This is a genomic window from Gordonia sp. PS3, from assembly GCF_041950545.1.
In the GTDB taxonomy this organism is placed as follows: Bacteria; Actinomycetota; Actinomycetes; order Mycobacteriales; family Mycobacteriaceae; genus Gordonia; species Gordonia sihwensis.
In genome coordinates this window covers 1355021-1367807 of record NZ_CP169524.1, presented here as the reverse complement: position 1 = coordinate 1367807, position 12787 = coordinate 1355021, and the positions used below count along the sequence as shown (strand labels likewise).

Annotated in this window: 10 protein-coding genes; 3 read left to right on the top strand and 7 right to left on the bottom strand. The window is 69.8% G+C overall.

The features are described from left to right. Nucleotides 1–101: 101 nt before the first annotated feature. Nucleotides 102–2012, bottom strand: a complete 1911-nt coding sequence (gene dnaG / locus ACE11G_RS06275) for a DNA primase (protein ID WP_375003952.1) — start codon at nt 2010–2012, stop codon at nt 102–104. Between the two features lie 155 nt (nt 2013–2167). On the opposite strand from dnaG, the gene ACE11G_RS06270 reads away from it, so the two are divergent. From ACE11G_RS06270 to ACE11G_RS06260, 3 genes are all read left to right on the top strand, one after another. Next, nucleotides 2168–2644 (top strand): DUF4262 domain-containing protein, encoded by a 477-nt coding sequence (locus ACE11G_RS06270; protein ID WP_006897814.1) that lies wholly within the window; start codon nt 2168–2170, stop codon nt 2642–2644. 65 nt (nt 2645–2709) lie between these two features. Further along, nucleotides 2710–3750 carry an ATP-binding cassette domain-containing protein gene (locus ACE11G_RS06265; protein ID WP_062366756.1) on the top strand — a complete coding sequence of 347 codons (1041 nt, stop codon included), beginning with the start codon at nt 2710–2712 and terminating at the stop codon, nt 3748–3750. Beyond that, nucleotides 3747–4589, top strand: a complete 843-nt coding sequence (locus tag ACE11G_RS06260; protein WP_278124236.1) for an ABC transporter permease — start codon at nt 3747–3749, stop codon at nt 4587–4589. Before ACE11G_RS06265 ends, ACE11G_RS06260 begins: the two co-directional genes overlap by 4 nt. Before the next feature lie 16 nt (nt 4590–4605). Here ACE11G_RS06260 and ACE11G_RS06255 read toward each other — a convergent pair whose 3' ends face one another. The 6 genes from ACE11G_RS06255 to ACE11G_RS06230 all read right to left on the bottom strand — a co-directional run bounded on the left by ACE11G_RS06255 (nt 4606) and on the right by ACE11G_RS06230 (nt 12731). Further along, a complete protein-coding gene (locus tag ACE11G_RS06255; RefSeq protein WP_375003951.1) occupies nt 4606–7794 on the bottom strand; it encodes a BTAD domain-containing putative transcriptional regulator in 3189 nt (1062 codons plus the stop codon). A gap of 66 nt (nt 7795–7860) precedes the next feature. Further along, nucleotides 7861–8889: an iron chelate uptake ABC transporter family permease subunit gene (locus ACE11G_RS06250; protein WP_006897818.1), complete on the bottom strand. Its 1029-nt coding sequence runs from the start codon at nt 8887–8889 to the stop codon at nt 7861–7863. Next, complete coding sequence (locus ACE11G_RS06245; RefSeq protein WP_375003950.1) at nt 8886–9938, bottom strand: iron chelate uptake ABC transporter family permease subunit; 1053 nt, start codon at nt 9936–9938, stop codon at nt 8886–8888. The genes ACE11G_RS06250 and ACE11G_RS06245 overlap by 4 nt, the downstream gene beginning before the upstream one ends. After that, complete coding sequence (locus ACE11G_RS06240) at nt 9935–11305, bottom strand: siderophore-interacting protein (protein WP_375003949.1); 1371 nt, start codon at nt 11303–11305, stop codon at nt 9935–9937. The genes ACE11G_RS06245 and ACE11G_RS06240 overlap by 4 nt, the downstream gene beginning before the upstream one ends. Continuing rightward, a complete protein-coding gene (locus tag ACE11G_RS06235) occupies nt 11254–11727 on the bottom strand; it encodes a siderophore-interacting protein (RefSeq protein ID WP_052692453.1) in 474 nt (157 codons plus the stop codon). Before ACE11G_RS06235 ends, ACE11G_RS06240 begins: the two co-directional genes overlap by 52 nt. Beyond that, nucleotides 11727–12731, bottom strand: a complete 1005-nt coding sequence (locus tag ACE11G_RS06230) for an ABC transporter substrate-binding protein (protein ID WP_006897821.1) — start codon at nt 12729–12731, stop codon at nt 11727–11729. The genes ACE11G_RS06235 and ACE11G_RS06230 overlap by 1 nt, the downstream gene beginning before the upstream one ends. Nucleotides 12732–12787: the final 56 nt, after the last annotated feature.

Below are 12787 nucleotides of genomic sequence, written 5' to 3'. Positions count from 1 at the left end.
TTCCGCCGGGACGAGGGCGTCCGTCAGCAGAGAATCACCTTACGACGCACCGCAGACGATGCTGGGGAGAACCCGCCGATGGACACCGCCGCCGGAACCACTCAGACCGCGTCCGCTCCGGCGTCGAAGGCCTGCTCGAGCAGACTGCGCCGATACGCTTCGAGCGCCACGAGGTCGCCGAAGAGCGCGTTGTAACCGTCGGGGTCCCCGGCGGGCGACATCCGGCGCAGCTTCGATTTGATGTCGGCGATCTGAGAGCCGACCCAGATCTCCTGCGACCGCGCCAGGACGCTCGAGATGTACTGCGGCACACGGTCGTCCTCGACCGGGAGCGGCTCCACCGCCAGCTCGGTGACGAGCGGAGCCACCGCGGGGTCGTCGATCACGCCGTGATGGACGGCGTCCACCCAGGCGGCGCCGCCGAGACCGCTCGCCGCTCCCCCGGCCGCCGCGATCGCCTCGCGGACAGCCAGGTACGAGGGATCGGTGAAGCACTCGCCGGGCAGGGAATCGAAGACCGTGCCCGCGATGGCGGGATACTGAAGCGCCGCCTTGAGCGCTTCGCGCTGGTGCCAGAGCCGCGGGTCGTTCGGCAGCGGTCGCGCGGTCGGCGGCGGCGACATCGCCTCGGGTCGAGTGCGCGAGTTCCGCTGCCGCGCGTTCGCGCCGCGCCGGCCACCGTGTCGCTTGGCCTCGGCGCGCACGCGCGAGAGAACCTGGGCCACATCGTCCCAGCCGACCCACCCGGCGAGCTGGCGCGCGTATTCGTCCCGCAGCGCGACGTCGCGGATCCTCGCCACCACCGGCACCGTCTCCCGCAGGGCCGCCACGCGGCCCTCCGCGGTGTCGAGGTTCTGCTGGGCGATCAACGACTTGATCGCGAACTGGAACATCGGGATGCGCCGGGCGATGAGATCACGCAACGCCGGATCGCCGGCAGACTGTCGGAGCTCGCACGGATCCATACCGTCGGGCGCGACGGCCACGAAGGTCTGACCGGCGATGGACTGCTCCCCCTCGAAGGCCTTCAGCGCCGCGGCCTGACCGGCGTCGTCGCCGTCGAAGGTGTAGATCACCTCGCCGCGGAAGTACGAGTCGTCCATCATCAGCCGGCGGATCAGTGCCAGATGGTCCTCTCCGAACGCCGTGCCGCAAGAGGCCACGGCCGTGGTGACACCGGCCATGTGCATCGCCATGACGTCGGTGTAGCCCTCGACGATCACGACCTGGTGGCCCTTGGCGATGTCACGCTTGGCCAGGTCGAGTCCGAACAGCACCTGCGACTTCTTGTACAGCATGGTCTCGGGCGTGTTCATGTACTTGCCGAGGTTGTCGTCGTCGAAGAGCTTGCGCGCGCCGAACCCGATGACATCGCCGCCGAGATTGCGGATGGGCCACAGCAGACGCCGATGGAACCGATCGATGGGCCCTTTGCGGCCCTGCTTCGACAGCCCGGCGGCTTCCAGCTCGGAGAACTGGAAGCCGAGCTTCAGCAGGGCCTTCGTCATCGTGTCCCACCCGGCGGGGGCGTACCCGCAGCCGAAATGCGCCGCCGCAGTGCCGTCGAAGCCGCGTTCGGTGAGGAAGTCGCGCGCCACCTGCGCCTCGGGCGTCGCGAGCTGTTCGGCGTAGAACTGCTGCGCCGCCGCGTTGGCGGCCACGAGCCGGGCGCGCGTGCCGCGGTCGCGCTTGATCGCGGTGCCGCCGCCCTTGTAGTTGATGGTGTAACCGATCCGGTCCGCCAGCTGTTCGACGGCTTCGACGAAACTGACGTGCTCCTGCTTCTGCAGGAACGTGTAGACGTCGCCGCCCTCGCCGCACCCGAAGCAGTGGAAGTGCCCGTGATGAGGCCGGACGTGGAACGACGGTGTCTTCTCATCGTGGAACGGGCACAACCCGGTCATGCGGTCCGCGCCGGCCCTGCGCAGCGTGACATAGTCTCCGACCACGTCTTCGATGCGCGTCTGCTCACGGATCGCGGCGATGTCGCGATCGGGGATTCGGCCTGGCACGCACCCAGTCTAGGCGCCGCGCCCGAACGGGGTCGGCCGGGCGCGACTCGCCCGGCGCACCTCGCCGCTTTCTCTTGAAGCCGACTTCTGTCGGACCCGCGTCGTACAGTGACACCACCAATCGAACAAATGATCGAATCGGTCAGGAGGATGTCATGTGTGAGTTCGACCCACGGTGCGACGGCGCGGACGATCTGGTCGGCGACGCCCTCGCGCTCATCGCGGAGGGACGCTGGTCGGTGACCGGCGTGCTCGGTGACGCCGCCAACCCGCCCCTGACCTACACCACCGGGCTGACCGAGCACGGACGCCCGGAATTGGTGATGACCGGGCTCCCGCCGGATCTCGCCGGGATCCTGCTCGACCACGCGGCACGGGCGGTGGTCGCCGACCCTGGCTTCGGCCCGGGGTCCGACGTACCCGCGCGGTTGCGCCGCCCGGTCCGGTTCCGTGCGATCGACGTCATCGACGCCGGAGCTCTGCGGCTCACGCGGGTCGTCTACGGCGCCCGGTTCGATGCGATACAACTCGTCTGGCCCGACGACGACGGCCGGTACCCGTGGCAGTCCGGGTACTCCATCCCGGCACGGGTGCAACCGCTGCTCGGCGTGCCCGAATCGGAGGCCGCGTAAGCGGCGCGCGATCGGTGTAAGCCGACGACAGCGCCGTGAAAGCGCACGGGCGCATGGTTTCCGGCATGAACACATACTCCTCAACGCTCCCCCGGTCGAGCGCTTCAACCGGGCGTGACTCCGATCTCGCCATCGACGCCCGAGGTCTGGTCAAGCACTTCGGGTCGACGAAAGCCGTCAACGGCGTCGACCTCGCGGTGCCCGCAGGCACGGTCTACGGGGTCCTCGGTCCCAACGGTGCGGGCAAGACCACCACCGTCAGCATGCTGGCGACCCTCCTGAAGCCCGACGCCGGATACGGCCGGATCTTCGGCTACGACGTGGTCGAGGATCCGGTCGCGGTGCGATCGCTGATCGGCGTCACCGGTCAATACGCGTCGGTCGACGAAGACCTGACCGCAGCGCAGAACCTCACGCTGTTCGCCCGGCTTCTCGGCAAGTCGAAGGCTCAGGCGCGCAGCCGTGCCGAGGAACTGCTCGCCGACTTCTCACTGGAGGAGGCCGCGAACCGTCCGCTGAGCGACTTCTCCGGCGGCATGCGCCGGCGTCTGGACCTCGCGGCGTCCCTGATCGACACTCCACCGCTGCTGTTCCTGGACGAGCCGACCACCGGACTGGATCCGCGCACGCGCGCGCAGATGTGGGAGACCATCCGCAAGCTCGTCGCACAGGGTTCCACGGTCCTGCTCACCACGCAGTACCTCGACGAGGCCGATCAGCTCGCCGATCGGATCGCCGTCATCGACCGCGGTCTGGTGATCGCCGACGGAACCGCGGACGAACTCAAGCAGTCCATCGGCTCGAGCACCCTGATGCTCACGCCGGCCGATCGTGACGACGCCGCGCACGTGGCCCGACTCGCCGAGCGGGTCCTCGGCGAGTCCGCGACCCTCAGCCCCGAGGCCGGTCGCATCACCGTGGCACTGCACCATCCCGACCGCGTGCCCGACGTCCTGCTCGCCCTGCGCGACGAGCAGATCGAGATCGACGAGATCACCGTCTCCAAGCCCACCCTCGACGAGGTCTTCCTCACGATCACCGGGCACTCCGAATCCGATGAGTCCGACCCGCGCACCGAAACCGACGCCGAGGAGGCACTCCGATGACCACCACCACCCTGACCCCTCCCTCTCCCCGGACCGCGATCAGCATCGAACAGGTCCGGACGCAGGCGAAGCGCTCCATCGGCTTCGGCGAGACCGTGAGCCAGTCGTTCTCCCTGGCCCGCCGCAGCATCATCAAGATGCTCCGCAATCCGGAGCAGTTCTTCGACGTGGTGCTGCAACCGATCATCTTCACGTTGATGTTCACCTACATATTCGGCGGCGCGATCAGCGGCGACACCAAGAGCTACCTCCCGGTCATCATTCCGGGAATCCTGGTGCAGACTGTGATCGTGACGTCGATCGTCACCGGCACGCAGCTCCGCGAAGACATGAACAAGGGCGTCTTCGACCGCTTCCGATCGCTGCCGATCGCGCGGATCAGTCCCCTCGCCGGCGCACTGCTCGCCGACGTCGTCCGGTATCTCATCGCCACCGTCATCACGTTCGCGGTAGGCATCGCGATGGGCTGGCGACCCGACGCCCTCGGCGTCCTCGGCTCCACCCTGCTGGTTCTGGTGTGCAGCTTCGCGGTGTCGTGGATCTTCGCCTTGATGGGCTGCCTGGTGAAGAAGGCGTCGGCCGTGCAGGGCGTGTCGATGCTGATCATGTTCCCGCTGACCTTCATGTCGAACGCGTTCGTGCCGGTGGAGACCATGCCGGGCTGGCTGCAGGGATTCGTCAATGTCAATCCAGTGAGCCACCTGGTGACGGCGGTCCGCGAGATGTGCAACGACGGGCACGTCGGTTCGCATGTGCTGTGGAGCCTGATCGGTGCCGCGGTCATCACCGCGGTGTTCGCCCCGCTGGCCGTGCGGGCATACATCCGCAACGCGCGCTGAGCCGATCGAACAGCCGTCAGTCGCGGCCCTCGCCGAGGATCTTCACGGTCTCGGCGAGGGCCGCTTGGCGTCCCAGACCGCCTAATCGCGCCCGGGCACGATCCCACACCTCGTCGGCGGCGCCCGACACCTCGCGCCGGCGTTCCATCAACTCCTGCATCGCGGGATAGTCGCGTCGCGCGTGCAGCCGCTCGGCGAGCACCAGCAGTGCCACCCCGCGTTCGTCGCCGGGCCGCAGTGCGCACCGCAGTGCGCCGCTCACCAGCGCCACGTTTCCTGTCTGCGGAAGGTCGTACCATCCGAGTTCGGCGATGGTGGCGCCGAGCGAGTCCGCGAGGGGCGCGACGTAGCGTTCTGCGGCCTCGCAGGCTCCGATCTCTATCAATCCCGCGGCCACCGCGCTGAGCGTCATCACCGCACCGGGATCGCGGGTGGCCAGCGGGTGCCCCGCGAGCAGCACATCACCCGCCTCCTCATATGCCGACCGCGATCGGTCGCCCGTCATCCGCCGGTACTCGGCAGTCGCGAGCATCATCACCGCGACGGCCTCGGGGTCGCCCTGCGGCGTCGGGGCGCCCGGCGCCCAGCCGTGCGCGATGGCGTCGAGTTGCCCGCGCGCCCGATCGAACTCCCCGAGCTGCAGTAACGCCGCGACGACGTACGCGCCCACCTGCTGGGCGTCGTCCTGGGCTCCGAGTTCGCGGAAGCGTCTGAGACTGCCTTCGTACAGGCGCAGACCCTCGCGCCACAGACCCTGCTGGCTGTAGAGACTCGCAGTGCTCATGTCCACCATCGCCGCGGCGAACGAGTCCGGCCGAGCGGGGAACTCCGTGAGCTGAGCGCTGATCCGCAGCGCACCGACCAGGTCTCCGCCGTTCTCCTTCATATTGAGCAGCAGGGTCAGGGCGATGGCGCGCACCACCGCCGCGTGGCCGGAAGCAGAGCCGCGCACGATCGTCCGGTACACCTCGATCATGGTGCGGCTCATCAGCAGCGCCGAGAGGAACTCCGCGGGATCGTCGAATGTGTGCTCCGGGCGATGCAGCCGACGCAGCCGAGTGCGGACTCGGGCCGTCGACCGCTGACGCCGGCGCGGAATGAAGTGCAGGGCCGCGGCGATCAGCGTCACCTGCCACGCTTCGCGCTCGGCGTCGTCGAGATCGGACGGCGGCACGGGCAATGCGTCGACGATCCGCTCACCCCACGACTGCACCTCCTGATGCAGCCCGCGGCTCGACCAGAATGCGCTCAGCACCGGGAACACCGTGACGATCGTCGGCCACGCGGGCGCGCCGAGTTCCACGGCCCGCCGCAGCACCCAGACGAGATTGTCGGCCTCGCGGTCCACTTCGGCCGCCAGGTCGCGATCGGCCTCGACGTCGTATCGGGCGCGGATGTCGCGGCAGAGCTCGCGGGCCCACCGCTGCATCGCGTCGACCACCTCGCCCGTCGCTCCCGTCTCGGTGAGTCGCTGCTCACCGAACTCACGGACCATCTCGAGCATCCGGAACCGGGCACGACCGCCGGCGTCGTCCACCTGCAGAAGTGACTGGTCGGCGAGCGAGGCCAATGCGTCGTCGAGCGCGATGCCGCTGGTCCCGGTGACCACTGCCGCGGCCTCGCGTGAGAATCCGCCGGGGAACAGGCACAGCCGCGCCAGAGCCGCACGGGCGCTCGGGTCCAGCAGTTCCCAGCTCCAGTCGATGACGGCATACAGCGTGCGGTGGCGGTCCGGTGCCGTCCGGTCGGTGGAGCGGAGCAGCTCGAACCGTTCAGCGATGCGCTCGGCGATGTCCTCCACGCTCATGGTCCGCACACGCGCCGCGGCGAGCTCGATCGCGAGCGGCAGCCCGTCGAGATGTTCGCAGAGGGCCGCGACGGTCGACGGTTCGAGCTCCACGTCGGGGCGTACCGCACGAGCGCGCAGGGCGAACAGTTCGGCGGCCGGAGAACGATCGCCGGCGACGCCGAGCACGGGGAGCTGATACACCTGCTCGGCCGGAATCAGCAGCGGAGACCGGCTCGTGGTGAGCACACGCACACCCGGCTCCGCGGCGATCAGCGAGTCGACCAGTGCCGCGCACGCGTCGATCACCTGCTCACAGTTGTCCAGGATCAGGACCGACTCACCACCGCGCAGCGCGTCGGTCAACCGGTCCGACAAGCTGCCGGACACGACGCGCGGCCGGGCATTGCTGCCGAGCTCCGACTCACCGACGCCGAGGGTCGCGGCCACCGCCGCGACCACGTCGTCACCGTTGCGGACGGCGGCGAGCGGGACGAAGTACACGGCGGTCCCGCGCTCGCTCAGGCGACGGCCGACCGCATTGGCGATCCTCGTCTTCCCGACGCCGCCCGGCCCCTGCACGGTCACCACTCTCCGATCGGACAGCAGGCTCTCCAGCGCGGCGAGGTCGTCGGCCCGCCCGATCAGCACGTTGCCGTCCTCGCGCAGTCCCACCCGCGCGCCGGTCGGCCTGCGCCGCGGCACGGCCACGGTCGGCGGCTGCGCGGCCAGCAGGTCCGCGTTCAGTGCCGTCGCCTCCGGTCCGGGGTCGACGCCCAGTTCTTCGGCCAGGGTGCGCCGGAGCCGGGCGAACACCGCGAGCGCCTCGTTCCGGCGGCCGCGGCCGGCCAGCGCGCGCATCAGCAGCAGATAGCCGGGTTCGTCGAGCTGATCGGCGTTCACCCGTTCTCTGGCGAGTTCTTCGGCGACGGCGTAGTCACCGGTCGCGAGTGCGGCCTCCGCCGCCGCCTCGTCGATCCGCCGGCGCACCCCGTCGGCCAGGTCGGCGAGTTCGCGCGCGAGGTCGCCCCCGCCGAGGTCGTCGCCGGGCGTGCCGCGCCAGAGAGCGAGCGCGGCATCCGGCCGACCGGCCGCGGCCAGTCGCCGGGCCCGCTCCAGATCGGTGACCACGCCGGTCAGCCGATACCGGCTTCCGGTGCCGTCCAGACTCGCGCCGCCGAGCAGCCCGCGCAGGCGGGAGCCCTGCGTGTGCAGAGCCGGACCCGGCGATTTGGGCGGCTGATCGCCCCACACCTCGTCGATCAGGCGGGAGGCCGGGACCGCTCGGCCCTCGGCCAGCGTCAGGGCCACGAGCAACCGCCGGGCACGTTGGCCGGGCACCTCACGGCCGTCGATCGTCACCGGTCCGAGCACACCGATCACGGTCGGCGCGCTCCCGGCGCGGTCGTCGTCAGGCACTCGGTCAGCGTACCGAGAAGACCTCGACACGATCATCGCACTCACCGTCTCAGCGCAGTCACCGTCTCAGCGCGCCGACTCGCGCAGCAGCAGCCAGATGAGGTACAAGCCGCCGACGGTGACGGTGACCACGCCGACCGGCGGACGCGCGCCGGCGAGCAGATACTGCGCGATCAGATCGGATGCCGCGAGCACCACGGCGCCGACCAGCGCCGATCCGGTCAGACTGAGCGACGGTGCGCGGCACAGCCGGCGCGCGATCTGCGGAGCGGCGAGTGCGATGAAGGCGATCGGCCCGGCGACCGCAGTGACGATCGCGGTGCTGAACACCCCGACCAGAACCATCAGGAGCTTGGTGCGTTCGACATCCACTCCCTGCGCGGCGGCCACGTCGTCACCCAGTTCCAGTTCCCGCATGCGGTGCGCGATCACCGGCAGAACCGGAAGCATGAGCGCGACCGCGCACAGTGTCGCGACGAGCGGAGTCCACGTGATCCCGCCCAGACTTCCCGCACCCCAGATCGCCGCCTGCAGCGCCTCGTCGAGGTCGGCGCGCACGCTGAACCAGTGATTGACCGAGGTGAGCACCGCACTGACGGCGATGCCGACCACGATCAACCGGAATCCGGCCATTCCCTGCCTGTACGCGAGGACGAAGACTGTCAGTGCGGCCAGTGTGCATCCGACGACCGCCCCGGCCGCGGTGGCCGCATATCCGGAGCCGCCGGCCATCAACACCACGATCACTCCGGTGTAGGCACCTGAGTTGATGCCGATCACATCCGGACTGCCGAGCGCGTTGCGGGTGATGGCCTGGAACATCGCGCCGCTGATCCCCAGACAGGCGCCGAAGAGAACCGACGCCAGAGCTCTCGGCGCCCGCCAGGAGAACACGAGTTCCTGCTTCCTCGACCCCTCGCCGCGCATGAGCGCGAGCAGGTCGTCGAAGCCGAGGCCGCTGCGCCCGAGAACCAGGGCGCCGACCAGCAGGGCCCCGATGAGGATCAGAAGTGCCGAGTTGACCACGACGGCGCGCCGGGTCACGCGCAGACCGATCGGCCCGGCGAGCACCTCCACCGTCCGGTGCGCGCTCATAGACGTCGCGTCCGTCGGACGAGCCAGATCAGAACCGGTGCGCCGAACAGGGGCGTGACGATCCCGACCTCCAGTTCTTCAGGCCGCACCACCACTCGGCCGAACAGGTCCGCCGCCAGCACGAGCACCGGGCCCGCCAGCGCAGAGAATGCGATCACCCACCGTTGGTCGGCACCGACCAGCATCCGGACCGCATGCGGCACCATGAGTCCGACGAACGCGATCGGTCCGGCCGCCGCCGTGGCCGCGCCGCACAGGAGGACCAGCGAGACCACCGCCGCGGCCCGCGTGAGCCCGAGCCGGGCGCCGACCGACCGCGCCACGTCATCGCCGAGAGCCAGCACGTTCAGCGAACGTGACGCAGCGAGGGCAAGGACGAGTCCGGCGACGATGAACGGCGCGACGAACTCCACCGTGCCCGGGGGCCGGTCGGTGATACTGCCGACACCCCAGAACCGCATGCGCTCGAAGCGGCTGGGATTCACCAGCGAGAGGCTCAGACTCAGTCCGTTGAGGACCGCGGTCAACGCGACCCCGACGAGCGTCAGCCGCAGTGGCGTGGCTCCGCCGGGACCGCGCGCGGCGATCGCGGCCACCGGAACCGCCGCCACCACGGCGCCGACCATGCCGAGCCACACGAACTCGGAGATGGTCGTCAATCCGAGGTACGCCACGCCGACGGCGACCGCGAGGCCCGCGCCGGCGTTGACGCCGAGAATCCCGGGATCGGCGAGCGGGTTACGGCCGACTGCCTGCATCAATGCGCCCGCCACTCCCAGCGCCGCTCCGACGAGCAGTCCGAGCAGTGTGCGCGGCAGGCGCACGTCCATGACGGTGATGTGGTCGATGGACTGATCGCGGTCGGTCAGCGCTGCCCACACGGTCGAGAGCGGCAGTGCCGCTGAACCGACGGCGAGACTGAGACCGCAGATGAAGACCAGCACGGCGGCCACTGCGATCAGCGCCGCCATGCGTCCGCCGATCCGGCGCTCCGTGGGTTGCCGCCGGCCCTGATCCGGCCGCACGGCCGTCTCGGTGCCGCTGTTCACTCCGCGGGCTCACACACGAGCGCCGAGACTCCCCACCCCAGCGCGGCCTCGTCGACGACCCGCCAGCCCGCATCGCGCGCGAGGCGACCGAGTTGCTCGCGGTCGCGCGGTGCTCGTCCGACGAGGGCCAGCGAGAGAACTGCGTCCTCGGCGACGCGCGGACTCAGCGCGTCCGGAGAAGTGGATTCGACGATCACCAGCCTGCGCACCGCGGGCCGCGGAGCCGCTAGCAGCGCCACCGCCTCCTCGTCCTCGCAGTGCGCCAGCGCGCACGCCGCAATCGCCGTCTGAGCCCTCGGCCAGTCGTCGGTGAACAGGATGTCCCCGGCACCCGCGGCCTCCTCGAGGACGGCGCGTGGCGCGCCCTGAGCGACGACGGTGGGCACCGCACCGGGTCCGATCGCGCCCGCCGTCCGCAATCCCTGCGCGAGGGTGACGGCGCCGGGCCCGAAGAAGACCGGCGATCCGGTCCACAGCGCGGACAGCGCCGCAAGCGCGGGGATCAGGAACTGCAGGCGCTCGGCGTCCTCGATGAGTTCGGCGTACACAGCCGCGTCCGACGCGGCGAACCGAGCGAAACTCGTGCCGGTCCGGCGGCGCCACGCCGGCTCAGCCGCCGGGAGACACTCAGCCAGCTCGGTCAGCGCCAGGATCTGCTCGGCGCGTACGCCGTCGAACTGCTCACGCGCATGATCGTCGGTGAGGAGAACGTCGCCTCTCTCCCCGACTGTCAGCGCCGTCCCGTCGGCGCTCAGCACCCGGCACGCGATGAGCAGGTCGACGAGCGGGGCGAGCCGCTCATCCGGAATGCCGAGACGTCGCGCGAGCCCTGCGCGACCGATACGACCGGCGTCCACCGCCTCGATGAGTCCCAGTCGCAGGGCCGCTCGGATCGCGAACCAGGTCACCGGCGATTCCACAACCGCCGGTCCGGCGGTCGGCGCGCCGTCGTCCGCGGCGGCCTGCTCCGGGACGAGCTCGCGCAGATGCCAGTATCCGGTGATGTCGACGTCCCGTTTGGGCACCGCGAGCTCTCGCTTGACGTACTTGCGGATCGGCAGCAGGCTGCGGCTCTCCCCGGCACCCCAGATGTAGGGGGCACCGTCGAGCGGCACGATCCCCGCGACGGCATCGGCCAGAGCGGCGCCATCGCCCGGTTCAGCGCACACCCAGGTGATCTCGTCGTCCGGGCCGACGGGAAGGACCTGCTGTGCGACGGGGTCGGCGACGGCGAGGACGGCTCGGACCGGCCCCGGCACCGGTCGTTCCGTGAGGAATCGGCGTACTGCGGGCAAACCGGTCTCGTCTGCGACCATCAGCGTCCATGTCGCATTCGGCGGCACCACCGTGGACGACTTGGGCCCCACGATCCAAGGTCGTCACCGGGTCGCGCGGCGGCCGCCCAGGCCTCGGCGGGCCCCGCCGCCGATCGGTCCCCCGAATCGCTGTGAACGACGAAATCGAATGCGATGGTGCCCGCGTCCGCGTCCACCTCGACCGGCGTGTAGTCGCGCGACTCGCGCACCGGCGACGCCGTCCACTCGATACCGTGCGCGCGCTGCACCGGCAGCGCGTCGGCGATGTCGCCGCCCGGTGCGAAGATCAGCTTCACATGGTCGTCGAACCCGGGGCTGGCGAAGGCCGGAAAGAGGACACCGTCACGCTCGAAGGCCCCCAGTTCCTCGCCGCCGAGCCGCACGCGCCGCAGCCGCGGGTTGACGAGCTCGTTGGACTCCACGACCAGCCGTCGCAGGATGATCGGCAGCGGTGTGAGCCGCGACTGAGTCATCAGTGCTCCTGTCCCGGACCCGCTCCGCCGAACATGCCCTCGACGATGTCGAGCATCGCCATCGCCTCGTGGTAGTCGCTGCGTTGCACCCAGTACGGAAGGTCGTGTGCCTGCTTCTTCTGGAAGGCCGGCAGTGCCGCGTAGATCGGCTGCTTGGCGAGTTCGGCGACGGAGGTGACGTCGGCGTTGAAGCCCAGGACGAACACCGTGTCCTGATTGATCCACTGGCCCACCTGTTCGGTCGAGAGCGCGAAGCTGTCGCCGCCCGGGGTGTACGGCTGGAACCGGCCCGTCGCGAACAGCGGTGCGGGACGGAAGCCGAGCTTCGCGAACTCGGCGGGCAGCCCGCGCGTCTCGATGGGCACGTACACGTCTCCCGCCGCGGTGAGCGACAGGAAGGTGATCTCACCCTCGGGGACGGTGATCTCGTCGCGGACTTCGGCGACTCGCTTGTCGTAGGCCGCCGAGGCCTCGGCGAACTTCTCCGGCCGGTTGAAGACGTCGTCGGCGAGGAACTCGTATTGGTCGCGCCACTCGGTCAGATCTCCGCTCACCACGACGGTCGGCGCGATCTTGCTGAGTTCCGGGTACGCCGCGGTGGCGTGCTTGAGCGGAAATCCGAGACCACCTGCGACGATGAGATCGGGTTCGGCCTCCAGGATCGACTCCATGTCGAATCCGTCGTTGCTCCAGGGGAGGAAGGTCGTGCCCGCCTTCTGCGCCTTCTCGGCCCACGCGGCGTTGAACTCGTGCTTGCCGTCGGTCACCTCGGGGGTCGTCGCAACCACCGGGACGTCCATATCGAAGAGATAGCCGGCCAGGGCGTAGTTGAGCAGCACCACCCGCTTCGGTGCCACCGGGACGTCCACCTCGCCCTGGGACGTCTTGACCGCACGAGTCTGTCCAGACGCATCGCCCCCGGACGTCGAACAGCCCCCGAGCGCCAGGGTCAGCACGGCGACCACGGCCAGCATCGTCGCAGGCAGTGCACGAGATCTGAGCATCACTTCCACCATCTCGGTTCGGCGCACGGGAGACGGCCCAGCGCGCACATCTTATT

What these genes read in the sequence shown, in the direction of transcription:
- ACE11G_RS06250 (WP_006897818.1), bottom strand. Translation starts at nt 8,889, where the DNA reads ATGAGCGCGCACCGGACGGTGGAGGTGCTCGCCGGGCCGATCGGTCTG.
- ACE11G_RS06265 (WP_062366756.1), top strand. Translation starts at nt 2,710, where the DNA reads ATGAACACATACTCCTCAACGCTCCCCCGGTCGAGCGCTTCAACCGGG.
- ACE11G_RS06235 (WP_052692453.1), bottom strand. Translation starts at nt 11,727, where the DNA reads ATGACTCAGTCGCGGCTCACACCGCTGCCGATCATCCTGCGACGGCTG.
- ACE11G_RS06260 (WP_278124236.1), top strand. Translation starts at nt 3,747, where the DNA reads ATGACCACCACCACCCTGACCCCTCCCTCTCCCCGGACCGCGATCAGC.
- ACE11G_RS06230 (WP_006897821.1), bottom strand. Translation starts at nt 12,731, where the DNA reads ATGCTCAGATCTCGTGCACTGCCTGCGACGATGCTGGCCGTGGTCGCC.
- ACE11G_RS06270 (WP_006897814.1), top strand. Translation starts at nt 2,168, where the DNA reads ATGTGTGAGTTCGACCCACGGTGCGACGGCGCGGACGATCTGGTCGGC.